The 26,404-nt window shown below is 32.9% G+C and carries 19 protein-coding genes; 9 read left to right on the forward strand and 10 right to left on the reverse strand.

What is annotated here, in order from left to right:
• The first annotated feature begins 97 nt into the window (after positions 1 to 97).
• From BN4220_RS12700 to BN4220_RS12710, 3 genes are all read left to right on the forward strand, one after another.
• Entirely contained in the window at positions 98 to 655 is a 558-nt protein-coding gene (locus BN4220_RS12700; RefSeq protein ID WP_066716868.1) for an NADPH-dependent FMN reductase, read from the forward strand.
• Positions 656 to 1,058: 403 nt separating this feature from the next.
• Positions 1,059 to 2,993, forward strand: a complete 1,935-nt coding sequence (locus BN4220_RS12705; RefSeq protein WP_066716871.1) for a peptidoglycan-binding protein — start codon at positions 1,059 to 1,061, stop codon at positions 2,991 to 2,993.
• A gap of 597 nt (positions 2,994 to 3,590) precedes the next feature.
• Positions 3,591 to 5,819 (forward strand): glycosyl hydrolase, encoded by a 2,229-nt coding sequence (locus BN4220_RS12710; RefSeq protein ID WP_066716874.1) that lies wholly within the window; start codon positions 3,591 to 3,593, stop codon positions 5,817 to 5,819.
• A 154-nt stretch (positions 5,820 to 5,973) separates the two neighbouring features.
• Here the strand turns inward: BN4220_RS12710 and BN4220_RS12715 are convergent, their stop codons facing one another.
• The 3 genes from BN4220_RS12715 to BN4220_RS12725 all read right to left on the reverse strand — a co-directional run bounded on the left by BN4220_RS12715 (position 5,974) and on the right by BN4220_RS12725 (position 10,446).
• The gene (locus BN4220_RS12715) at positions 5,974 to 7,149 is read right to left on the reverse strand and encodes an ISL3 family transposase (RefSeq protein ID WP_066716266.1); all 1,176 of its coding nucleotides are present in this window, start codon (positions 7,147 to 7,149) and stop codon (positions 5,974 to 5,976) included.
• Between the two features lie 277 nt (positions 7,150 to 7,426).
• A complete protein-coding gene (locus BN4220_RS12720; RefSeq protein ID WP_066716876.1) occupies positions 7,427 to 9,520 on the reverse strand; it encodes a DUF4474 domain-containing protein in 2,094 nt (697 codons plus the stop codon).
• 86 nt (positions 9,521 to 9,606) lie between these two features.
• The gene (locus BN4220_RS12725; RefSeq protein ID WP_066716879.1) at positions 9,607 to 10,446 is read right to left on the reverse strand and encodes a MerR family transcriptional regulator; all 840 of its coding nucleotides are present in this window, start codon (positions 10,444 to 10,446) and stop codon (positions 9,607 to 9,609) included.
• Between the two features lie 148 nt (positions 10,447 to 10,594).
• On the opposite strand from BN4220_RS12725, the gene BN4220_RS12730 reads away from it, so the two are divergent.
• Both BN4220_RS12730 and BN4220_RS12735 read left to right on the forward strand, forming a co-directional pair.
• Positions 10,595 to 12,337 carry an ABC transporter ATP-binding protein gene (locus BN4220_RS12730; RefSeq protein WP_066716882.1) on the forward strand — a complete coding sequence of 581 codons (1,743 nt, stop codon included), beginning with the start codon at positions 10,595 to 10,597 and terminating at the stop codon, positions 12,335 to 12,337.
• A gap of 1 nt (position 12,338) precedes the next feature.
• Positions 12,339 to 14,111 carry an ABC transporter ATP-binding protein gene (locus BN4220_RS12735; RefSeq protein ID WP_066716885.1) on the forward strand — a complete coding sequence of 591 codons (1,773 nt, stop codon included), beginning with the start codon at positions 12,339 to 12,341 and terminating at the stop codon, positions 14,109 to 14,111.
• 199 nt (positions 14,112 to 14,310) lie between these two features.
• Here the strand turns inward: BN4220_RS12735 and BN4220_RS12740 are convergent, their stop codons facing one another.
• Together BN4220_RS12740 and BN4220_RS12745 are read right to left on the reverse strand one after the other, a co-directional pair.
• Positions 14,311 to 14,736: a helix-turn-helix transcriptional regulator gene (locus tag BN4220_RS12740; RefSeq protein WP_066716888.1), complete on the reverse strand. Its 426-nt coding sequence runs from the start codon at positions 14,734 to 14,736 to the stop codon at positions 14,311 to 14,313.
• A 145-nt stretch (positions 14,737 to 14,881) separates the two neighbouring features.
• On the reverse strand, positions 14,882 to 16,183 hold the full coding sequence (locus BN4220_RS12745) for a DUF1576 domain-containing protein (protein ID WP_082812294.1): 1,302 nt from the start codon (positions 16,181 to 16,183) through the stop codon (positions 14,882 to 14,884).
• A gap of 325 nt (positions 16,184 to 16,508) precedes the next feature.
• Here BN4220_RS12745 and BN4220_RS12750 point away from each other — a divergent pair, with 325 nt between their 5' ends.
• Complete coding sequence (locus BN4220_RS12750; protein WP_066716894.1) at positions 16,509 to 17,030, forward strand: response regulator; 522 nt, start codon at positions 16,509 to 16,511, stop codon at positions 17,028 to 17,030.
• A gap of 284 nt (positions 17,031 to 17,314) precedes the next feature.
• Positions 17,315 to 19,075, forward strand: a complete 1,761-nt coding sequence (locus BN4220_RS12755) for a glycoside hydrolase family 35 protein (RefSeq protein WP_066716897.1) — start codon at positions 17,315 to 17,317, stop codon at positions 19,073 to 19,075.
• A gap of 113 nt (positions 19,076 to 19,188) precedes the next feature.
• On the opposite strand, the gene BN4220_RS12760 is transcribed toward BN4220_RS12755, so the two are convergent.
• The 5 genes from BN4220_RS12760 to BN4220_RS12780 form a co-directional block, all read right to left on the reverse strand.
• Positions 19,189 to 19,842, reverse strand: coding sequence for a M48 family metallopeptidase (locus BN4220_RS12760; protein ID WP_066716899.1), 654 nt, complete (start codon positions 19,840 to 19,842; stop codon positions 19,189 to 19,191).
• Between the two features lie 143 nt (positions 19,843 to 19,985).
• Positions 19,986 to 20,993, reverse strand: coding sequence for an Ig-like domain-containing protein (locus BN4220_RS12765; RefSeq protein ID WP_066716901.1), 1,008 nt, complete (start codon positions 20,991 to 20,993; stop codon positions 19,986 to 19,988).
• A gap of 351 nt (positions 20,994 to 21,344) precedes the next feature.
• Positions 21,345 to 22,919 (reverse strand): ABC transporter permease/substrate-binding protein, encoded by a 1,575-nt coding sequence (locus BN4220_RS12770; protein ID WP_148401740.1) that lies wholly within the window; start codon positions 22,917 to 22,919, stop codon positions 21,345 to 21,347.
• Between the two features lie 153 nt (positions 22,920 to 23,072).
• On the reverse strand, positions 23,073 to 24,197 hold the full coding sequence (locus BN4220_RS12775) for an ABC transporter ATP-binding protein (protein ID WP_066716903.1): 1,125 nt from the start codon (positions 24,195 to 24,197) through the stop codon (positions 23,073 to 23,075).
• 173 nt (positions 24,198 to 24,370) lie between these two features.
• Positions 24,371 to 25,003: a TrkA C-terminal domain-containing protein gene (locus tag BN4220_RS12780; protein ID WP_066716906.1), complete on the reverse strand. Its 633-nt coding sequence runs from the start codon at positions 25,001 to 25,003 to the stop codon at positions 24,371 to 24,373.
• A 343-nt stretch (positions 25,004 to 25,346) separates the two neighbouring features.
• On the opposite strand from BN4220_RS12780, the gene BN4220_RS12785 reads away from it, so the two are divergent.
• Entirely contained in the window at positions 25,347 to 25,820 is a 474-nt protein-coding gene (locus BN4220_RS12785) for an NUDIX hydrolase (protein WP_066716910.1), read from the forward strand.
• Between the two features lie 121 nt (positions 25,821 to 25,941).
• A complete protein-coding gene (locus BN4220_RS12790) occupies positions 25,942 to 26,331 on the forward strand; it encodes a hypothetical protein (RefSeq protein WP_066716912.1) in 390 nt (129 codons plus the stop codon).
• The last annotated feature ends 73 nt before the right edge of the window (positions 26,332 to 26,404 follow it).

A 26,404-nucleotide genomic window follows, 5' to 3' on the forward strand; every position in this document is an offset into this window, starting at 1 on the left:
ACTACGAAACATTTTAAGTAAGCTTGACCTAACTTAAGTATCTCTTTATAATAGAGTTATCAGTGAATGATATACATAACTTAAAGGAGGTAATAAAATGAGCATTAAAATTGGTGTTTTTGTTGGCAGTTTAAGAAGAGATTCCTTTAGCAAAAAGGTAGCGGAAACGTTTAATTCTCTTATGCCAGAAAAGTATGAAATGAAAATAATTGAGATAGGCAATTTGCAAATTTATAATCAAGATTTTGATGATGATGGGAATACACCAAAGGAATGGGATGCATTCCGTAAAGTGGTAAAAGAGTTGGATGGTTTTTTGTTTGTAACACCAGAATATAACCGCTCCATTCCTCCAGTACTTAAAAATGCATTGGACATTGCTTCAAGACCATATGGGCAAAATGTATGGTCAGGTAAGCCCGGAGCTATCATTAGTGTTTCACCTGGTAATTTAGGTGGGTTTGGTGCAAATCATCATTTGCGTCAAGTGCTTTCCTTTTTAAATGTTTATACAATGCAACAGCCAGAAGCATATCTATCTAGTATTACAGATAGTCTTGATGAACAAGGAAATATTTCCAGTGAAAGAACAATTAAGTATATGCAAAATATTGCAAATGGTTTTGCTGAATGGTTGGATAAATTTATAATTTAAAATATTAGCTTCTAATATATTGTTTCATGATTATGCTACATATTGAAAAGTAACACAGAGTAATGAGAGGCATATATAAAGAAGTAATAAGTTAATAATAAATTTTAGAAGGAGTATAAGAATCCCTTTATTTCAAATATGAAATAAAGGGATTCTTATACTCTTTTTTGTATGAATTATTTGTATGATATTACAATAATCTTACAGTTTATTTGCTTTTGGGTCAAAAAAATAACATTTAATTTGAAAATTTAACATTTATGTCACAATTTAGACACATTTTTGTCGTATAATTGTAAAAGGCGATGTAAAACAATGAGTTTTACGATAAGCAATTGAGAAATGACTATAACAAAATTAAATAGATAGAAGGCTTCATGGAGTCGAGAAAGGAATAGTACTCATGTTACCATTTACAAGAAAGAACAGATTACGCATTGCAGTAGTTGGTGCAGTGGTAGGATTAAGTTCATCAGTAGTAGCTCCTAATTTTTTAATTAAGGAGAATACAGTAGAGGCTAGTAAGAAAGCTGCAATCGTTTCACAGCAGCATGATTTGATCGAAGATAATGATAGTGCACTTAGTTTGGCTAGTAATGTTTTAGGTGCTACCAATATTAGTGATTATACTTTAAATAATGTATTAAGAGATTCTAATAATACAGAAAATAATATTACATATAAAGCGAATGATTCAGATAGTAATGTTGATGCGTTGGCGAACAACGAGAATGCAGATGATGTAACAGCTAGTGCAGATGCAAACGAAGCTGAAACTGATAAATCAGCAGACACCAATGAATCAACAGATGAAGAAAATGTAGTATCTACATTATCAACAGAAGATCAAGAGGATGCAGGTGAAGATGTAGTAGATGATGCAGAAGATGGTGAAACTGATGCTGAAACTACAGTAGAAGAAGACCCAGCTCCAATGTTTTATACAATTGGTGTAAAGCATAGCAGCGTAATAGCTATTCAAGAACGATTAATGGATCTTGGTTTTATGGAGTATGCAGAACCAACCGATTATTATGGTACAATTACATCCGAAGCAGTTATGATGTTTCAACGTCAGCAAGACTTAAAGCAAGATGGAATTCTTGGACCAGAGACATATGCAACATTATTATCAGATGATGCGAAACATTATGCAGCAAAGTTGGGTATGGATGGTAATGACATCAAACGTATTCAACAAAGACTTTATGAAATGGGTTACCTTACATCTGCGGATATGGTAACTGGTCATTTCGGGGATGTTACAGAAGCAGCTGTTAAAAAAATGCAAGAAAACAATGGTTTATCTGCTGATGGTAAAGTAGGTGTTCAAACAGTTGAACTTTTATATAGTGAAGCAGCAAAACCAAACCTAATTGTTTATGGAGAAAAATCAGATATTGTGCTTGAAGCTCAAAATAGATTGAAAGAATTAGGTTATTTAACAACTACTCCAGATGGTACATATGGAAATGATACCTTAATTGCAGTTAAGCAATTTCAATCAAGAAATGACCTTATTGTTGATGGTTTCTTAGGACCATCCACAAGACAAGTATTAAATAGTTCTTCTGCAGTTCCTAATGGTTTATCATTAGGTGATAACAGTGATGCAGTTAAACGTGTTCAAGAATTATTAAATAAATATGGATATATATCCTCTAGTAATATGACAGGATATTTTGGTGAGGTAACTGAAGATGCAGTAAAGGCATTCCAGAAAAATAATGGACTTACTGCAGATGGTAACGTTGGCGTTATGACAATGAACAAGTTGACATCAGGTGATGCCACTCCAGCTAGTAGCTCTTCATCTAGCTCCTCAAGTTCAAGTTCCTCTAATAGTAACGCAAGTAACACAAATAGTTCAAGCAGTTCAAGCAGTTCAAACAGCTCAAGTAACTCCAGCAGTAATTCTGGAAGCTCAAGTAGTTCTTCCAGTAGTTCCTCAAGCAGCTCTTCAAGCACTAGCAATTCATCCGTTAGCGCATTGATTAGTATAGCTAAATCAAAGGTTGGAACGCCTTATGTACTTGGTGCAAAAGGTCCAAACGCATTTGACTGTTCTGGATTTATCTACTGGTGCTTAAATCAGGTTGGTATTAAACAAAGTTACTTAACATCAAGTGGCTGGAGAAATGTTGGTAAATATAAGAGAATTTCTAGTTTATCAGATGTTAGAGCCGGAGATATTATTGTAGTAAAAGGCCATGTTGGTATTGCAGCTGGTAATGGTATGGTTATCGATGCATCTTCTTCACAAGGAAGAATTGTATATCGTGATATCAATTCTTGGTGGAGTTCAAGATTTATCGTTGCATGGAGAATCTTTGACTAGATAGTAGAAAAATTGTAAAGAATTAATAATAAAAATTTAATCAATAAAAAAGCAGCAAGGGAAGATGAGCCGACCTCTTAAAGTTAGACATAAATCTAACTTTAAGGGATCACATCATTACCCTTGCTGCTTTTATCTCTATTGGCATGGTATTAATTTACTATATTATTGTGAGATACAATTTTCTTCAAAATAATTGTGCGATATTTATATACATATTAGTTTATAATTAGTAAAAATGCTTAAAATACAGCATAATTTTAGTCATTCATAGATTATCTAAAATATTGTAAAATAATTACATTTATTATATAATGAAAGAAAACAAATATTAAACTACTTAATATAGATAATATGTCAGTTTGATTTATATAACCTCTTATTTTGCTTAACACTCATTTAACTTAATACTCATTTAACTTAACACTCATATTAGACCCTACAACCCATTCATCTTATTTTGTACTCTCGGAAAAGTATTAAACAGAAAGATATCTGCTTATATAACTTTTCTCTAAATATAAATGTTTTACATATGGGCCAATATCTGTGAATTTTTATTTTCCGAGTGTAAATATTTTATGGGAGGTATTAAGAATGATAAGAGGCAAAAACAAAGTAATTGCATCGGCGCTAACATTATTATTAGTCGCGTCTATGCTAATTACAAATGTATCTGGGCCATTAGGGGTTATGGCAGGTACAAACAGCAGTGTAAGTGCACAAGCTGCTGAGAAATTTTCTACAAAGTTGGAAGCTGAAGATGCAACAATGACCGGAACGATTCAAGTTTCTGACACAAGAGAAGGGTATAGTGGAACAGGATATGCGACAGGATTTACGCAAAGCAATAATAATTCTTGGTCAATCGCTGTAACTATTCCAGTAACAGGGCATTATACTTTTACGATCCGAAGTGCATCTGATAGTTATAAAGAAAATTATCTTTTTATCGATGGTGCACAAGCTGGCACAATTTACAGTACAGGTGATGGTATATGGGGTGATACCGTTATCGAAAGCGTATATTTACAAGCGGGAACTCTGACTTTATCCGTGAAAGAATTTTGGGGTTGGTTCGATTTAGATTATATTTTTATTGAAGCTGGCTCTGGTGTGGATGCTTCTGTTTATCAAGGAGCGACAGCAACCCTTGTAAATCCCAATGCAAATGAGAAAACAAAAAATATAATGGGGTATTTAAAGAGCATTTATGGGAAGCAAACCTTATCTGGACAGTCTGCTACACTTAATGCGAGTACAGAAATTGAAACCCTTTATAAAACGACTGGTAAATATCCAGCGATACGTATGCTAGATTTTATTTTTTGTTCTCCAGCAAGTGATTGGCATTCTACTGGTGAAGTAGATTTAGCTCTTGATTGGGAAGCAAAAGGTGGTTTAACTACTTTTCAATGGCATTGGCATGCACCAAAAGGAGGGGCATCTTTTTATACTGAAAAAACTACATTTGATTTAGCAAAAGCAGTCACAACAGAAGATATTAGCAGAAAGCCTTTATCGGAAGTAAAAGCTATGTATGAAGCTGGTAAGATTTCAGAAGAATGTTATCTTATGGTGAGAGATATTGATGCTATTTCTGGTTATATTGATCAATTACAAGATGCAGGAATCACTATACTTTGGAGACCACTTCATGAAGCAAGTGGCGGATGGTTTTGGTGGGGAGCTGCTGGGTCGGATGCTTATTTATGGCTATATAAGTTGATGTTTGATCGTCAAACATATTATCATCAACTAAATAATTTAATTTGGGTATGGAATGGACAAGGTCAAGATTGGTATCCAGGAGATGAATATTGTGATATTGTTAGTACAGATATTTATGCGGATAAACACAATTATAATGCTCAGACTGCGCAATTTATGAAAACACTAAATTATGCAAATGGAAATAAAATGACTGCACTAAGTGAAAATGGTGTTATGTTAGATCCAGATTTAATGTCTAGAGATAATACATTTTGGCTGTGGTTTGCAGTATGGTATGGCGATTTCCTAATTGACTATTCTGGTAATTTAAACGGAGTATATACAGAAGCATCTATGGTTAAAAAAGTATATAATAGTGAGAAAGTAATTACTTTAGATGAATTACCTGACTTTGATGGGACACTACCAACACCGATTCCTACGATAATACCGACAGCAATACCAACAGCAATACCAACAGCAATTCCGACAATAATACCGACAGTAACACCAGTAGTAACGCCAACGGTAATTCCGACAGTAACACCAACGGTAACGCCAACAATAACGCCAACAATAACGCCAACGGTAATACCAACGATTACACCTACAGTGATACCTACTATGATACCAACAGTAACACCTACCCCAGGTGAATTCACATTATCATTAACGAATAGCGGAAATGCAACAGTGGTATCGAATACGATAAATAATAATTTAAAAATTAAGCATGAAAATGGAAGCGATATTGATTTATCCAAGCTTAGCATCCGTTATTATTATACAAAAGAAGGAGCTGCTACAGAAAACTTTTATTGTGATACTTCTGCAATGCAGTTAAATAAAGCTCCTTGGTATGTAACATATAATTCGGCAGTAAAAGGAACATTTTATTCTATGGTAACACCAATAGCAAACGCAGATTCTTATATTAATATAGCATTTAATACAACAGATAAGCTGTCTGCAGGGGCTACCTTAATGATCAATACTAGAATATCCAAGAGTGACTGGAGTTTATATAACCAGGAAAACGACTATTCGTACGGCGATAGCGCACATATACTGGTATATTATGATGGTAATCTTGTATTAGGTGTAGAGCCATAATTAAATATCGTGAAAATAAAGGCTCTGTGTCAAGTGTTGGGGCGGGTTCTTGTGGAACCCGCTTCTTTACTAGAATCAGAGCTGTTTTTATGTTATTTTCTATAATGTCTGTTTTTGGACATGACAAATAAACCTCGTGCCAGTCTAGCTTTATTTAATTCATACTATGCAATATTCTGGTTCTGAAACGTGGGAAGTTTTTCATACCAAATGATACACGTTTTAGAATTTTAATTTTGTTATTATACCCTTCTGTAGGGCCATTGGTTAATCCGTATTTAAATGCATTTAAAATTCCTTCCGACCAATTACGATAAGTAGCTGCGCATTTCTCAAACTCCTCTAAGCCGGATGTTTCAGCCCATTTAATCCATTCAAAGAATTGTTTTCTTTGTTCTGAGTATTTCTTATTTTGGCATATCGCATAAAACCATTCTTTTAATTTATGAGCTAAGCGAAGATCATCATTGTATTGTAACATTAAATCACATGCATGCTTTTTTTCTTCTTTGAGCTTATAATATCGTGTAAGAATCAACTTTCGACTACGTTTATAGTATTTCCGTAATGCTACAGGCATTGTCTTTTGAAGACGTTTGCGTACCTTTTCAGTAGCCCAAGTTACTTGGCGAATGAAATGATATTTATCAATAATAATGGCAGCATTGGGAAAATAAATTTTAGCTAATTCAACATAAGGCTGCCACATATCACAAACAAAGAATTTCACTCGATATCTTTCTGCGCGATTTAGTCCAGAGAAGTAAGATGATAAGTGAGCCTGTGATCGATTAGGGAGAATATCCATAACAGAAGGTAAGTTTGGATTTACTATAATACATTGATACTTTCCTGCATCTGTATCGCCTTTGAATTCGTCAATAGAAATAGAATTTTTAAGCTTCGGACAGGAATAACTGAGCGTATCAAGAATTCTAGCAACCGTTGAGGGGGATACATTAGTACGCTTAGCGATAGATTTCATGCTTACAAGCTCACGAAGCATATGAGCAATAATATGTGTAAGACGAGTTGTGCGCTGTTGGTATCTTGCTAGAAAAGAGTATTTTTCATAAAACCGTTTGCCACAGGTGCAGATATAACGCCGTTTTCTAAGAACAAGGAAACAGTTTTTAAATTGAAAAGGTAAATCCTTTATTTTTTGATCTCGATAGTCATGAACACGTTTTGTTTGTTTACCACAATTAGGGCAAATATGTTCAGAAGGATTAGTTTCGAGATATATTTTAACAAAAGTATCAGCATGAGTGATATTTTTTATTTTTACCCCTTTTAAATCTAATAATTTATTGATACAATAATTATGCATTATTGCAACCTCCTTGTGATTTGTTTGTCAGACTGGCACGAGGAGGTCTTTTTTTATTGTAATATAAAATGTTGGAGTTTGCACCCCAACATTTATTATAGAACCAAAATAAAAGCAAGGGATGGTTGAAAGGACCACCCCTTGTTTTTATTGAGAGATAAAGGGAAATGAAAAGTTATTCATCCTTGTTTACTTCACATATGTTTCATTCGTCTTTTTTGTGATTAAGGTTCTATTATTTGTGTTTCTTATTCTCATTTTTGTAATCAACGTTCAATTATTTGTGTTCCTTATTTTCTTCTTTGTGATCATCATTTTTTTCTTTGTGTTCTTTATTCCCTTCTTTATGATTATCATTTTTTTCTTTGTGTTCTTTATTCTCTTCTTTATGATCATCATTTTTTTCTCTATGTTCATTTTTCTTTTTATTTGCTATACTTTGATAGCTTTTAATAATTGCTGTTGACTTACCTAAATCCATTAGCTTACGGTAAAGTCCCGGAGCTTTTTGTCTTAAATAGCTTATTTTATCTAAGGTATAATCATAATCTTTTGTTATTGTTTGATAAGTGTTACAATTTAATCTATTATTTAATTGCATTATAAATTCAATCACTGGGGTACGTGTCCGTGGTTGCTGGGTTTTTGGCTTATCGAATATAATGTGTACGGTTAAGTCATCAACACTATAATCGTTTTTTGCATAGCCAGCTGACTTTAATCCACCAAGGAATGCTTTTAACATCTCTTCATTTTTAAATGTAATTTTAGAGTCTAGTGTTAATTCACTTGGTTGACTAAATTCACCAAGTTTAAATGCAGTTAACCACCAATGTGTTTCTTTTCTTGATAGTAAGAACTTTTTATTTTTGTATAAAGTAAATTCAAAATCTAAAAGTTCATCATCGGTTACCGTATTATAAAAAGCACCTTGCACATCGTCTGCATCAATAATATTTGATGAATTATAGACCCCCATCTCGCAGCCTGTATTAAGGCCATATTGTCCTTTCCATAATTCAATAAGCCAGCTCCTACCATCATAGTTGAAATATATTGGTTCGGAATCAACAATCATACTTAAGGTAGCACATCCTTCGTCATATAGTCTGCAGTATCCAAACTCTCGTTGCCAGCAATTCATATTGGAATAGAATAAATCTTTATTAGGATCATATGCAAAGCCATACGGCTCTAAATCTTTATTAAGTTCGTCTACCGTAAGTGGTGGTTGCGATTGGGCATTATTATTAATTAAGACTCCTTGTATTGGTTTTAAAATAGTGTCTTTTATCGGAATTAAATTAATATTGTTTAACTTAAATCTATTCGATGCAATACGTGTATCATCGGGATCTTGATATATAGGTGTCGTATAATTATCATCGTTACGGAAATTTAAATGCTTATCTTGTGTAAAGTGATTCTTCAAAATTTCATTTAAATTTGTTTTTCGATTAATTCTAGGTGCCCTTTTAATTTTCTTATTGGCCTTTTTTAATTTTTTTGTATGGCGTCGTTCATTTTTATTAGATTTCATGTGATGAGAATCAGTATCACGTTCTCTTATATCGGTATCTCCTGTAACAGTATTATAGTCATTCTTATCATTATAGCCATTATTATCGTTATACTTATCATTATCACTATAGTCATTATTATCGATATACTTATCATTATCACTATAGTCATTATTATCGCTATACTGACTATTATCACTATAGTCATTATTATCGTTATACTTATCATTATCACTATAGTCATTATTATCACTATACTTATTATCATTGCTATAGCCATTATTATCATTATAGTTGTAACCATCAAATCGGCTATAGGAATCAGGATCATATCCAGTATAATTGTACATTCTAGAATTCTTGCGTAGATTATTTTCAGATTGATTTCTTCTACGATCATCGGAGTCAAAAATTAGTGCTCCTGTTTTATCATATCTCATTTGACGACATGATGTGTTGTTACAAGTATTTCTTCTACAGTTAAATAAAGGATTACAGCATCTTCTTCTGTTTATCATAGCGTTATTATTGCATCTTGAACGCCTAAAACATGGATTCCCATTCCAATTATTTTGTCTTGCGTTTTGTAGTGAAAATGAATTTATTTCTGGGTCATCATCCTGAACATTATTATTAAAAGAATAATTAGAATCAAGGCTACAACACATTAAACTAGATTCATTGCAGTTGGATTTTCTTATTTTTTTAATTAATTTTAAAACTACTGTAGAAATAAGGCCAGTAAATATGATGTAAAAACAAATAGTGCAGTAAAGCTTTATAAATATTGGATTAACAGTAGTTATCAGAGTGAATACATTACTTAATTTAATAGCACTTAAAGTAAGCATGTCGATTCTCCTTTCATATTGTCGTAATATATTGTATTCTGTCACCCTGAACAATGTTAAAAATATTTTAGCTTTCTTGAAAAAAATTATTTGTTTTCGTCTTTTTCTTTTATTGGAATGGATATTTTAACGACAAATTCATTAGGATCTCCCGCAGCTAAATAACCAAGCATGTCATTTTCATAAGCATTCCCATCGATAATCATATTCTTGTCGTTTATAAATTTTTTAAGTAGCTCATAAGACCGTGGTAACTCGCTATATGCTCCCTTGTGTATGATGACAGCATAAGTTCCTTTGGGTTTAATATGAAGGCGGTCACTTTTGACTTTATGAGCGATTTTATTACTGTAGTAATCGGGATGTTCGTATAAGCCTTTCACAAGATTTTCTTTATTTATGATAGTACCGAGTAAGAGTTCACAATAATCGTTTTGCATTCCACAATATTCAAAATGTTCACGAATCTTTTGAAGTACCTCACGGTCACTGTCTTTACTAGACATTTTGACAATAATAAAATATTCTTCCTCGCAATTCTCAATAGAAGGAGTTCCATAAATGGAGCTTAACGCCTTCTTCGTCATGTCTATTGTTGCTTTTACTTGGTTTCTCATTAATGTAGTTTTTCTTATTTCTTCTGTCAGTTGCTTTTCTTTTTCCATTAAAATAGAAAGAAAATGATACGGATTTTGATCATTTATATATTTTTTTATATCACTTAACGAGGTCCCTGCCTGTTTAAGAATTGAAATCATATCAAAGGTATAAAACTGCTTTATTGAGTAATACCGATAACCATTCTGTTTTACAATCTCTGGTTTTAATATTCCAATTTCATCATAATGAAACAAAGTATGCTTTGTAACTCCGCAGATTTTAGCAAATTCACTTGTTGTAAAGTACTGCATGTTTTGGCTTGACATTTTTTTATCTCCTTCTTGACTTTCGGGTAACACTATACTTTATAATGACATAATTGCGTCCTAGCGTCAAGGATGTAACAGAAAGCAGAATGATTGGTATGAGGGAACCAATAATTTTATGTTTTCCATATAATTTAGGAGGATATCTATGAGTAAATTACTACATTACTTAAAACCACACAAAAAATTACTGATAGGAGCCGTTTTATTTTTGTTCTTAAATAACTTCACAGCGATGTTTTTGCCAACATTAACAGCAAAAATTATCAATATTGGGGTTGCGAATGGAGATTTAGACTACATTTACCGAATAAGTGCACTTATGCTTGCAGTAGCAGTACTTGGTGGTGTGAGTTCAATTATATCAGCAATATTTTCATCAAAAGTTACGGCAGCCTTTTGTAGAGATTTAAGAGAAGCTGTCTTTGTAAAAGCACAGCAATACTCTATGAATGATTTTAAAACAATTGGAACTGCTTCAATGATTACCCGTTGTACAAATGATATCACGATTATACAAAAATCTGGAATGATGTTCTTACGTGTAATCTTACCAGCACCAGTGATGACAATCGTTGGTCTTTCTTTAGCATTTGCCACAGATGCAAAAATGGCACTTTTCTTTGTTGCAGTTATAGTGATATTTGGTGTTTTGGCATATTTCATTGGTAGAAAGGCAGTTCCATTATTTAAACAATTACAAATTAAAATGGATCGATTAACATACGTACTACGTGAGAGTATTACAGGAGTACGAGTAATTCGTGCGTTTAATCGTGAAGAATTTGAAAAAAAGAGATTTAAGGATTCCTGTAACGATTACCGTGATGTTGCGGTGCATACAAATAAAATTTTTGCAATTTTATTACCTACTCTTTTTCTAGTGTTAGATTTAAGTGTAGCCTCTATTGTATGGTTTGGAGGAATCCAAGTATCCAATGGCTTCATGGAAATAGGTAGTATCTTCGCATTGATTGAGTATTTAACAATTATTTTATTCTGTGGCGTTATGGCGGTTATGGGATTTATGGAGATTCCACGTGCGCTAAGTAGTGCAGCCAGATTAAATGAAGTTTTAAACTTAACTCCAGAAATTCAAGATACGAATACCGAAATCATAGATAGCAAACAAAGAGGTACTTTAGAATTTCGTGATGTGACATTTCAATATTCCAATGCGGAAGAGCCTGTGCTAAGTCATATTTCATTTACGGCAAAACCAGGAGAAACTACAGCAATTATTGGTGGTACTGGTTCGGGAAAATCTACCATTGCGAATTTAATTCCCCATTTTTTCAATATTAAAGAAGGTGAAATCCTTCTAAATGGCACGAATATTGAAAAATACCCTCAAAAGTTATTACGAGATAAAATTGGCTTTATTCCTCAAAAAGCATTTCTATTTAGAGGTACAATTGAAAGTAACATACGCTTTGGAAAAGATGATGCAACGATGGAAGAAATAGAGCATGCTGCAAAGGTTGCTCAAGCCCATGATTTCATAAAAGGCTTAGAAAATGGATATCAATCTTTTGTTGCCCAAGCCGGTACAAACCTTTCTGGTGGACAAAAACAAAGAGTGGCTATTGCGCGAGCATTAGTGAAAAAGCCAGAAGTGTATGTGTTTGATGATAGTTTTTCTGCCCTTGACTTTAAAACAGATGCAATGCTTAGAAAAGCATTACGTAGTGAAGTAAAAGAGTCTGCGGTTGTGATCGTTGCTCAACGAATTAGTACTATTTTAGATGCAGATCAAATTATTGTATTAGATGAAGGAAAAATGGTGGGCATCGGGCGTCATGAAGAACTCATGAAGTCATGTCCAGTGTACCAGCAGATAGCAGCTTCACAGTTAAGTGAATCTGAATTAGAAGGGAAGGAGGTTAAATAGTATGGAAAAGAAAAAGAAAGGCACAATTCGAAGACTACTTCCTTATTTTCATGGGTTAAGATTAAAACTGTTATTCATTTTTATAGCTGCAGTATTAAGTAATGGGTTATTTATTGCCACACCAATTTTCTTAGGGAAAGCGACAGATCAACTCGCTGAGGGAATTAAAAATGCTGTTAAAAATGGCACTCGCTTTCAAGTAAATGTTCATACTATGGGTGGAATATTTTTAATCCTCTTAATGCTTTATGTTTTTAGTTTTATTACAAATTACATTGCAAATTATTTGATGTCATCTGTTTCTGAAACAGTGTCCTTAAATATGCGTAACGCGTTAAGTGAAAAACTTCACCGCCTCCCACTTCGTTTTTATGATTCGACAGAACGTGGTGAAATCTTAAGCCGTGCTACCAATGATCTTGAAAAGGTAGCGGATACGTTGCGAGAAGGTTTTAACCGATTAATCGGCTGTGCAGTTATTATTTCAGGTGCAGTTATTATGATGATTGTAATTAGTCCTTCCTTGTCAGTGATTGCTTTTTTAACAATCGGAACAGCGACTTTGGTTACGATGTTAATTGCCAAAAAATCTAGAAGATATTTTCACAATTATCAATCCTCACTTGGTGAATTAAATGCGAATATTGAAGAAGCGTTTACTGGTCAATTAGTATTAAAGGCATTTAATCAGGAAGAGAATGCGATTAATGAATTTAGAAAGATAAATCAAAATTTATATGAAGCAAGTAATAATTCACAAATTGCGCAATATATTGTTGCACCTTCTGTTCGTGTAATCAACAATCTTGGTTATATTGTTGTTGCAGTAATGAGTGGACTATCTATTTTAAATGGTAGATTATCAATTGGTACAGTACAGGCGTTTATTCAATATACGGATAAAGCATCAGAGCCAGTAATTGAATGTTCTCAGATTATTAGCTCTATGCAGGCAGCATTTGCAGCTTCCGCACGTTTCTTTGAAATCATGGATCAACTAGATGAAGTGCCAGATAACGCAAGTCCTAATGTTCTTTCTGCACCAAAAGGTGAAGTATCATTTGAGCATGTGAGATTTGGTTATAGCGACGATCATATTTTAATGAAAGACGTAAATATTAAGTTAAATGCAGGGGATAGAGTAGCTATAGTAGGTCCAACGGGTGCAGGTAAGACAACACTAGTGAATCTATTAATGAGATTCTATGAAATACAAGGTGGTAGAATCACGATTGATGGCATGGATATTAAATCTATGACACGTGCAGAGCTGCGAAGTATGTTTGGTATGGTATTGCAAGATACTTGGTTATTTGGTGGAAGTATAAGAGATAACATCGCATACAGTAATTTTGATGTAAGTGACGAAGAAATAATTGCAGCAGCAAAGTCTGCAAGAGCAGATCATTTTATACGAACACTTCCAGAGGGTTATAACACAATTCTTACGGAAGATGGTGCCAATGTATCACAAGGTCAAAAGCAGCTGCTTACAATTGCAAGAGCATTATTGGCAGATCCAAAGATATTAATTTTAGATGAAGCAACTTCAAGTGTTGATACTAGAACTGAAGTTGAAATACAAAAGGCAATGAACAATTTAATGAAAGGTAGAACTAGCTTTATTATTGCTCATAAGCTCTCTACAATTCGCGATGCAGATTTAATCCTTGTAATGCAACAAGGTACAATTATAGAGCAGGGAACACACGAGGAGTTATTAGCTCGAAAAGGGTTCTATGAAAAGCTTTATAATAGCCAGTTTGCAAGTTAGGCTAAAAAAGGCTTTATAAGCTAATATGCAAGCAAGATTAAAAAAGTTTTATAATAGTTATTAACTAAGGTTGAAATAAGCAAACTTAATTATAGACAATTGCATGTTTGTACAATTAAAAAGCATCTCATATGAAAATACTCTACATTAAGCAAGCTTAATTTGGAGACTTATCATATGGATGCTTTTTTTATCTCATTTACCTCTTCTTCGCTTTGATGCGAATAAAATCTAGTATGTCTTCTTGATCTTTGACGTTTAATTTTTCAAAATAATATAATAGTTCTTTTTCTTTTCTATTTAAATGTTTTAGTTTCTTTTCGTTGTTTGGATCTGTTGTATAATTTAAATAATTGGACAATTCATTCACCGATGGTGCAACAGTGGGAGCATCATGATAAATATTGGAATTTAATTCAATTGTTAATTGCAACAAATCATTCACAGGAATGCTATAAAGTGTAGCAAGTTTATATAAAACCTCAGTGCTAGGCGTATTACGCCCAGTTTCATAGTGGGAATATGTTTGACGAATTATATTTAAATAGGAAGCAATATATTCTTGCGTGTAATTATGCAATTTTCTCAATTCTCTTAAGCGTTTTGCTAGTAGCTCATTATTCACGAAATCACCATCCAATCTAAGTAGAGTATAAGTAATTTTGTTATAAAAAAGGCTATTTAAAATAGCAATATGAGAGTTCATATGCTATAGTTAAATAGCGCAATTTGAATAGCAATTTAATATTTTATTTATTGTTTTTTGATGATTATATCAAATTATTTTTGCTTACTATGTTTTTTTCATAAAAAGTATTTAATATAGGTACCATGAAAGCAGATACAATGCCAGCAGAAAAACCAGTATTATATAAATTCATTCCACCATGAAGGACACTTAAGTTTAATACAACAGCAGAATTAATGATAACTGCAACAATACCCCATATAAATCCAAAGCGTCCAGCAATTGGTGCAAGTGATGTACCAAATAAAGCAGCTAATAATATGGATGGATTATTTAATTCCCATAGGTTTAGGATGCCACCCAGTAAGACACCAAGGAATATTGGAAATATGTTTCTACAGTGCTTTCCAAAACTTCCAAAACCTACAACCGTTAAAATACCACCAATTGTAGGTCCGTTTAATGGACCACCAACTATAAGTACATATGCCATTGCTAGGAAACCGTTCAACCCCATATTCATTAGAACAGATCCAAAACCCTCCAATGCTACAAAATCGCTGCTAAGCTGTCCGGAATATGTAAAGATATTTTTTAAATTTTCAAGTGATTTACCACTCAAAAAATAACCTGCAATAAATAAGCAAGTAAAGATAATAATGAGCCAAGTTCCTAAATAGACATCATTGCCAGAACTCCATAAAAGCCTATTTCTTGGATCATAACCGATGGATTTAAAAAATGAAACGAACACAGTACCGATGATACCAACTGCAAAACCTGTATTATAAAGACTAAAACCTTTGTGTACATGAAATAAGTGTTTTGAAACTGGAGGTACACAAAAACCGATACTTATACCAATTACAAGTGTCTTAATAATTCGAATCCACAAAGGATAATTAGACACAAACAATAATTCCGTAACAATAGGGGAGATGCTGGTTGAAAAAAAAGCAGCATAAATATGGTCTGCAAATTTTTCTTTGCATACTTTTGAATATAGGTAAACACCTAAAATAATTGGCCAAACATTGACGATATTTTTACCAAACAAAGCAAAGCTACCCATTAAAAATACAGAAGCAATTGTGATTCCAGTTATTTCAACCTTTAATATAAATAAAATCAATACAGATATAAGCATTAATAAACCTGAGTTGACAAATGCAGCACCAATGCCTCCGACTTCAAAGTAATCAGTAATTAAAATATCTGGTTCAATAATAATTTTATATAAACCTGAAAGAATATTGGAAAATGAATCCGAAAGAATTCCGATTAGTAGGAATACTAAAGAAAAGGAAGTTAATACGATATACCTTGTTTTATTAGGAACTAAGGTATAACCAAGAGATTTTTCTTTTTTATTTTCGACGCTTATAACAGTGCCTCCTTACGTTAAATATAAGTTTAATTTTCAATAATAATTTGTGGAAATATTATCGCATATTCTTCTACAAATTTCAAGAAAATTTTATATAGTAGTTACAAATTAGCATGTCAGAAACAAAGAAATATATGCAAATTTACATATATAAAACGAAGCAAAAAAAGATAATTGTTAAAATGCTATTTATAATAGCTTTTTGATATTATCTATGCTACAATGAAGTAGCACACTTGATAACTAGTCATAAAATATTATGAATAGGTCCTTGACTATAAACGAATTTTGTCATTAAATAATATTGAAAGGGGAGAATATTATGATGAAAGAAGAAGGTTTGAGCGAATTGACCAGGGTCCTAATTATATCGGACCGTTTAATAGATTGTGCAAAAGCATTATCTAATTTTTTGATTACTGCAGGGATTTCTGTAGTTGGAGTGGTGGAGAATAAGCAACAAGTTTTAAAAACAACAGAGTCACAACCAATTGATTATTTAATTATTGCTGGATATTTAAATGATACGAGAAATTATGAGGTTATTGAGGAACTTAGGCATCAATATAAACCATTTATACCTATACAGTGGGCGATACTTGATTCTTTAATAACAAGTTATTGTTTCCAATATAGAATACCTCTTAAGTTCGATCGTACATTACCATTGAATGATTTTGTTATGTTTTTAGAAGAACACAAAGAAGATAAATGGGGTTATTTTCAAGGGTTTAATAATGATTCTACATATAATGAACTTGATGATTATGAAGAAATGAAAGAATTTAAGAAAAATCCAGGTTCTATATTTCAGAGATTTAGAAACTATTTAATAAGTAGATAAATGTGAAGAGTAACTTCATCATATTTTTGATGAAAAAGGGCTGTTACAAAATATGCTTCATGAGGAATGAAGAGATTTTGTGATAGCCTTTTTTCGTTTATAATATAAGCGAAGGAAGAAATAATAGATAATGCTTTTCTAGTATAGAAAAATCCATTGATGCTATTGATACGTAAATATATACTTAAAACAAGTTACTATATATAACATAACTTAAGCGTATTATAAAAGCTATATTGAATGATTGGCAAAAAGTCGAAAGAGGAAAGGGTAAGGAAACGTTTATGGGGTCGTTTAAGGTTAAGGATAACTTTTATTTAAATGATAAGGAATTTAAAATTATTTCAGGTGGAATGCATTATTTTCGTACCGTTCCAGAATACTGGAGGGACCGATTAGAAAAATTAAAGGCACTTGGTTGCAACACAGTTGAAACTTATGTACCTTGGAATATGCATGAACCTGAAAAGGGAAAGTTTTGTTTTGGTGGAATACTAGATTTAGAGGCATTTATCAAGCTTGCACAGGAACTAGAACTTTGGGTGATTATTCGTCCATCCCCATACATATGTGCGGAGTGGGAATTTGGAGGGCTTCCAGCTTGGCTTTTGGCAGACGAGTCTATGAAACTTCGGACAAGCGATGAGCTTTTTATGAAGCATTTAAAAGAATATTATACTAAATTATTTCAAATTCTTACACCATTACAGATTACCAATGGTGGACCAATTATTTTATATCAAGTTGAAAATGAATATGGATACTACTGCGATGATAAGAAATATTTAGAAGAATTAAGAAATATCATGCTTTTAAATGGATGTACGATACCAATGGTAACTTCGGATGGACCTTGGGGAGATGCCCTTGCTGTTGGAAGTTTAGAGGGAGTTTTACCAACTGCTAATTTTGGTTCACGTGGGGAAGAACAGTTTGAAGTATTAAAAAAGCACACCAATGGTGGACCATTGATGTGCATGGAGTTTTGGGTAGGTTGGTTTGATAGTTGGGGTTCGGAAAATCATCAAACAGGTGATATTAAAGAACACGCTAAGGATTTAGAATATATTTTACAACATGGACATGTAAACATTTATATGTTCCATGGTGGGACGAATTTCGGTTTTATGAATGGATCAAATTATTATGATAAACTTTCACCCGATGTTACTTCATATGATTATGATGCATTGTTAACAGAAGATGGGGAGTGCACAGCAAAGTATTTTGCATTTCAAGAAGTGATTAAGCAGTTTATTAAACTCCCAGAGGTGAAGTTTTCAACAGTAATTAAAAAGAAAGACTATGGTAGAATTTTTGTAAAAGAGAAGGTAGGGCTATTTGAGGCATTACCAGACATCTCCCAGGAGGAAAATTCTAGTTTTCCAAAGTCAATGGAAAAACTCGGTCAGAATTATGGATATATTTTATATCGTACTCAAATGAATCACTCAAAAGATTTAGCTGAAATTCGTTTATGGGAGGCGAACGATCGGGCACACATATTTGTAGATGAAGAGTTAGTAGCAACATTGTATGATCGTGAATTGCTTTCTACTAAAAAATTTGAACCTAGCATTCCGTTTGTAGAAGGTAAACTAGATATATTAGTTGAAAACATGGGGCGTGTTAATTTTGGACCGATGCTAGAAAAGCAACAAAAGGGCATTCATCGTATGGTTCAAGTAAATCAATATCAGCATGTGGGATGGTCTTTATATACACTGCCCCTTGATAATTTAGAAAGATTAAATTATACCAGGGGTTATAAAGAAGGTAGGCCTGCATTTTATCGGTTTGCATTTGATGTTTCTGAAATAGGTGATACCTTCCTTGATTTTACTGGCTGGGGTAAAGGTTGTATTTTTGTAAATGGATTTAATATCGGAAGGTTCTGGGAAGTAGGGCCTCAACGAAGGCTCTATATCCCAGGCCCATTATTACATATTGGGGAGAATGAGATCATTGTATTTGAAACGGAAGGAAAGGTGGCGGATTCGATTTCTCTGCTATCTAAACCGGACTTAGGGTGTGTAACGGATTAAAATAAGTTTGATTCACGTCGATATAAAAGTTTTAATCATGGTAATTACACTCTTTCGCCTGAATTAATTAAGAATAGTATAGATTTTGAAAGTGCGAACTTTGAGTACTTTACTTAAATCGTCATAAAAAAACCAAACCGATCCAAATACTCTTGATGCTTCTTAAAATCTGGATCATACATGCCAACTTTTCTCCAAAAGGAACGATCATGATTAAGATGCAGTATATGGCAAAGTTCATGTATTACCACGTAATCAATGGAACTCATTGGCGCCATAGATAGTCTATAATTAAAAGTAAGTTGCTTTAAGGAATTACAGGTTCCCCACGTTTTTGTTGAGTCTACCACTGTAATTCCTTTGGCATTTACTCCAATGATTTTTTCATAATGTTGTACTCGTTCTTTTACTATCTTTTTCGTTTTATTTGTATAGAATTTCTTGAGTTCTGCTTGAATTTCTTCTTCTGTTTCAGGAATAACCTCTAATATGTCATTTAACGTTACCACTTTTCCAAGGTATAAGAAGTTTTCGTCTTCGTTATAGCTTTTTTTATTGGAAATGTATTTTCGATTCTCAAGTTGAGCTTGATGCGCTAATAAGGTTTTAGCATGTGATTGAACAAATTTTAGAATTTCTTGTTCTTCTGTATGTTTTGGAGCTTTTACAGTTATTAATCCCTCAGGTGTTATTTCTAAAGTGGTTTTCTTTCTTTTAGCATACTGCACTTGAAAGTATATTGTTTTATTATCAATTGTAATTTCCATAGCATTTCTCCTGTTTCTACAATAGTATTATTGTAATGGAGAATCCAATCCTTGTCCAGTGAAAGAACTTTTAATTGGATCTAGTAAATGTTAGTTATGTTTAAAGAAAATAAAGTTTGCTCTCCTTATCCCTCACAGAATCATTATTCAGTTACACGAATTGTACATCGCATTTTTATACCATCTTCAGAGGCATAAACATATGCGGTTCCTTTTTGTAAAGCAGTTATTGTTCCATTGGAATCAATGGAAAGAATATTTGGATTACTAGTAGTCCATACAGGAACATTTCCAGAAGATACCGTTGCAGTAATAGTAGCGGTATCTCCTTTTTTAATGCTTAGTTCCGATGCACTTAACTTTATTACGGGTTGCTCGACGGTAACTTCACATGTTTTTGATACGCCATCTATCGTTGCAGTAATCGTGGCCGTACCGTGTTTTTGTGCGGTAATTATGCCGTTAGAATCTACTGTAGCTACACTTTTTTTATTCGTTTTCCAAGTGGGATTAATATTAGAAGAGACCGTAGCAGTAAGCGTTGCACTTTGACCACGATACAATTTGATTTTTGTACTGCTTAATTTGACAGTAGGAGATTTGACCGTAAGTTTACAGGTAGCGCTAACTTTATCGGCTGTCGCAGTGATTATAGTTTCACCAGGCTTAATAGCAGTAATGACACCATTCTCATCAATTGTAGCAACACTTTTCTTGCTACTTTTCCAAGTGATATTTGAACCAGTTGAGCAAGTAGCTGTAAGTGTTAATGTTTCACCACGTTCAATTCTGGCGCTTGAATTACTAATTGTAACTTTTGTTTTATTTACTGTGACTTTACAAGAAGCTTCTGCACCTTTTATTTTTGCAGTAATGGTAGCAGAACCAGAGCTTTTTGCAGTTACTTTTCCAAAGGTACTTACAGAAGCAACTTTAGAATTGTTACTTTTCCAGGTAGGTAGTTTTCCATTGGTGGTAATCGCAATAATATAGAATTCATCTCCAATGTTGGCATTAGCTTCATATTTAGTAAGTAAAACAAATTCAATGGGATTGGATGCTTTTACTGATATTGCTTGACTTGGGATAGAAAAAAACAGCATTACAGAACATAATAAGAAAGAATATAAAAATTTTTTTATGTATGACATTATAATCCTCCATTCATTGAATGTGAGGAATAAAGATTCAGCGAATGCTGAGAGCAAACTTATTGTAAGTTTAACATATAACCTTAGGTAAGTAAATAAGAAATTTCCAAATTATAGGGTAAATTTGAAAGGAATAAAATCAATAAAGTGAGGATATCGGATGGACATTGTATGGGTAAAGCAGTAAATTCATCATGGAATAATTAAAGTAAGTAAATTCATCATGGAATAATTAAATTAACAAGAAAGAATAATCTGGATAATTTTAGTAAGAAAAAGCACAGTATCACAAAACGGACACTGTGCTTCGTAATTTTTAGTAGCTAACAAAGATGATTATATTTTAAACTACTAACCAATTAATCCTTGTTCAACTAAAAATTCATGAGCAACATCGCTTGGTTTTTCTTGTAATTCATCTACCTTATAATTTAATTCTGCCATTACATCATTAGTAAGAACCGCACCTAGCTCATCCATAAGAGGTTCAATCTCTGGGTATTTCTCAAGGACTTTCTCATTTACGATTGGGATCGCATAGTAAGGTGGGAAAAATCCCTTATCATCTTCTAAAGTTACAAGGTCATATTTCTTCAATAAGCCATCGGTTAAAAAGGCATCAATTACTTGAACATCTCCATTATTAAGAGCAACATATCTTGGAGAGCTATCAAGGGCTTTCGAATCTTTGAATTTAAATCCATATGTCTTTTCAACTCCAGGTAAACCATCGCCACGGTTTAAGAATTCAAATGTAGTACCGGATACAAATTTAGATGCAACTTTAGCAAGATCACTAATTGTTTTTAAGTTATATTTCTCGCTGGTCTCTTTTGTAACAGCAAGAGTGTAGGTGTTATTAAAACTCATTTGTTTTAATGTCTCGATACCATACTTTTCTTTAAAATCTTTCTTAACAGTATCATAGACTTTTTTTACATCACTGATTGGTGCATATTTTAACGTATCGCCGTATGCGGTACCACTATATTCTACGTACATGTCAATTTCTCCAGAATTTAAAGCGGAAAAACATACCTGTGTACCACCAAGTTCCAATTGTCTATTTACCGAGATATCGGTATGTGCTTCAATCATATCGGCAACCATATTACCAAGAATCGCTTGTTCAGTGTAGTCTTTAGAACCAACAGTTATCACCTTATCACTTTTGTTTACACCACTAAAATAAGAGAAAATAAAAGATATGATAATAACAAATGAAACAATAGATAAGGCTATTTTTTTCCCTGTTCTTTTTTTACGGTTAGCAGTTAGACCGCCTTTTTGAAGACTTACTGGAGTTACTAATGTTTCAATGGTTGCTGCTAAAAAGTCTACGAGAAGAGCAAGTAAACAGGCAGGAATTGCACCAGCTAAAATTTGAAAATTGTTAACGGTACGAATACCAGAAAACACTAGATATCCAAGACCGCCAGCACCTATAAAAGCAGCCATTGTCATAAGACCAACAGCAGTTACGGCTGAGATACGAACACCCGCCATGATAACTGGAAGTGCTAGAGGAATCTGTACTTTTGTTAATACTTGAAATTTAGTAAGGCCAATACCCTTGGCTGCTTCCAGCGTTTGAGGGTTGATGTTATCAATCCCTGTATACGTATTTTTAATGATTGGTAGTAAAGAATATAAAATTACTGTAACAACAGCTGGTACGGAACCGATACCCAATAGTGGTATCAAAAATCCTAGTAGTGCCATACTTGGGATGGCTTGAACAACACTAGCAATTCCTAAGATTGGTTTGTTTAACTTCTTCATATAGCTTATAAATATACCTAGAGGAACACCAATTAAAATGGCTAGGCCAACGGATATTACCGTTAGTTTAATGTGCTCTAGCAACAAACTTAAAATTTGTTGTTGATTGTTAATTATATATTCAAAAAATTCAATTATTTTCATATTAATCCCCATTCCTGCGCACGTTCTTTATGCATTACAAATTTGTGGTGCGCGAGCACAAACTTGCGTGTGAAATTCATTTTTATTTTCCACACTTATCTCCATTTGTCGAAAGGAAGTTCAATTTAAAATGAATGAAATTCCCTTCTGGCTTTATTCTTCCATGTCTATATATTGCTGACTTAAAGTTGTAACTAAACTACTATTTGTTACAAGACCCTTTAAGGCACCATCGTCATCAACGACAGGCACGGTTGAAATGTGATTTTCATTTACAATGGATAAAGCATCAATGATTGTTTGGTCAGGATGAAGTTTAAAGAAAGTTGTTCTCATAACATTTCCAACCGATTGTGTTTTATCTTCAACATTTCTAAGTTCTTTGGCTTTAATAATGCCTTCTAGTTTTCTAGTGATAGAATCAATGACAAGTAAGCTATCAACTTTGTTACTACGCATCTTTTCCATACATCTTATAATAGATAATTCTTTTGTGCAGGTAATTGGTTTTTCAATCATAATATCAGAAACTTTGATATATTCAGGAGATGACCAGATACGATCTTTTCCAACAAAGTTAGAAACAAAATCGTTGATTGGATTTTTTAAGATATTCTCAGGTGTATCGTATTGCACGATTTCACCATCTTTCATGATACAAATCATATCTGCAATCTTAATTGCCTCACTCATATCATGGGTAACAAATACGATAGTTTTGTTCATTTTAGCTTGTAAATTAATAAGTTCTTCTTGTAAATCAGATCTTGTGATAGGGTCAAGTGCTGAAAAAGGCTCGTCCATTAAAATAATATCAGGGTCATTTGCGAAGGCTCTTGCAACACCAATACGTTGTTGTTGACCACCACTTAATTCAGTTGGATAGCGATCAAGGTAAGCATCTGGGTCAAGACCAACCATTTTCATTAAACGAATTGTATTTTGTGCGATCTTTTCTTTCTCTAATTTTTCAACCTTTGGTATAAGTTCAATATTCTCACGTATTGTCATATGTGGAAATAGTCCTGTTTGTTGAATAACATAACCTATTTTTCTTCGTAATTCGATTTCATCAGTTTGCTCTATATTAATTCCATCAATAGAAATAGTTCCAGAGCTTGGCTTTATTAATCGATTAATCATCTTAAGCGTAGTAGTTTTTCCACAGCCACTGGCACCGATAATAGCAACAAGCTTGCCACTTTCAATTTCAAATGATAGGTCCTTAAGGATGACATTACCCTTAAATTTTTTAGAAATATGTTCAAATTTTATCATAACAACCTCCTAATTATTGGTTAATAACAACTTGTTTAAGATTTGAAGTTGTCAGAAGTAACAATCCAATAATATTACAAAGTTGTTACTTAGTCAAGAAAAAAATAAAAAAAAGAGATAATCTGAATCAAATTATCTCTTAAAAAACTAGTATAAAACCAGTGGAATATGCGTTATTTTTCGGGATATAAAAAGTTTGTAACTCGCTCTAAACAAATATCTTCACCTATAAAGTACAACACATCTCGTTCGTGCATACTAGCATATGGACCAGGTGAAATTAATAATTCATCGTTGCGCTTAATACCGATAACAGTAGCCCCTGTATTTTGCCAAAAATTTAAATCTGAAATATTTTTATTTAAAAATGGGGTTTCAGAAGTGATTGTAATTTGATAAGGCATAAAAGGGTTTAACGAACGGAATCGATCTGTCTTAGCAATCAATTCGGTGAGACAGTGGTCGAAGAATTCCAGTTCTTTTTTCTGTCGATCGACGCTATCAAGGATATTCTTCTTAATATCATGTATGGTTTGTACATCTTGATACTGTTTTACAAAACGAACAGCATTTTCGTAAGATTTAATAGTTACACCACTACCTTTTTCGGAGGTAACAATGTCAAGATCCGATAGAACACAGATAGCCCTTCTCGCTGTTTCAGAAGAAACACCATATTGACTCGCAAGTGAAGATCTTGCATATATTTTATCACCAATGTTATATTTTCCATTTGCTATTTTGGATGCGATATCAACTGCAATTTTTTGATATCTTGGTGTTTGTATTTTATTTTTATTCTCCATTTTGTTACCTCCATGTTGCCGAAAGGCGAATCATTTTATGTGTAAAAAGCATCGAATGTGATAATGGATTCTTGTTATGCTTTTTTATCCTAATTTTCATTCATTCAAATCTCTATGGTAATGGGATATTGAATGTGGTTAATTTTAAAAAGTTCTAAATTCGTATTGTTATATATATTTTTAGAATCAACTACTATTATAGAGTAACTTTCTTAAAATGCAAGACAGATTCGGTGATATAATTACAATAACCTTAGACTTGATATCTTAGCATTCCTTTGTTATCATTTTAAGATAAAATCAAATGAGATAAGCCACTCTTTTCGGTGGCATGGAGGTAGTTATGAAACTTTCAACATTATGCTATATAGAAAAAGAGAATCAGTACTTGATGTTACATCGAATCATCAAGAAAAATGATGTAAATAAAGATAAATGGATTGGTGTTGGTGGGCATTTTGAAAAAGATGAAAGTCCAGAAGAATGTTTACTTAGAGAAGTAAAAGAAGAGACAGGGTTAGATTTAACTTCATATCGTTTCCGCGGATTGGTAACATTTATAGCAGAAGGCTGGGAAACCGAATACATGTGCCTTTATACTGCAGATGAGTTTACTGGTGAAATGATTCCTTGTGATGAAGGAGTTCTAGAATGGGTAGATAAAGATAAGATTTTAGAGTTAAATCTTTGGGAAGGAGATAAGATATTTTTAAAACTTTTGAAAGAGGAAAGTCCGTTCTTTTCTTTAAAACTAAAATACGAAGGTAATAATTTAGTTCAAGCTTACCTTGATGGGAAGGATATTCTGGAAAGATAATGATCGTAATAGGAAATATAGTTCTCCTTGAAAATATTTACATTTCAAGATATAATAAAGCTATTATCTGTAATGTACGAAATATGTGAATGATTTGAATAAAAGAATATTGGGGGGCTCTATGAAAAAGGCAAGAAATGAATTAGCTGAGTTTGTAGTCGGTTTGGCAATGCTTGTGGTTGGTTTGTATTTGTTTATGCAAAAAGTAACAGTTTCAACTGGATTCTTTCAAGGAAGTTTTAATTTAGGTGGAATTCATGTGAATACAGGACTAATAGTTGTTCCTTTTATTATTGGAATCATTATGATATTTATAAAACCAGAATCATTTCTATCAAAACTTGTAGCGTGTTTAGGCTTCCTTTTAATTATTGTTTCAATAATTTCGTCTACAACAATGCGTTTATCAAGCATAACTTTATATGAGTGGTTATTATACTTAGTTTTTATTTTCGGCGGTCTTGCTTTGGTATGTAGAGTTTTATTTAAAAGCCCTAACAAAAAAGAATAGAGAAATAAAAATCAGCATTTATGTTTCAAAATATGCTGATTTTTTATTTATCCTAATTGCTTTGTCCTATAAC

Source organism: Clostridium sp. Marseille-P299, from assembly GCF_900078195.1.
Taxonomy (GTDB): domain Bacteria; phylum Bacillota; class Clostridia; order Lachnospirales; family Lachnospiraceae; genus Lachnoclostridium.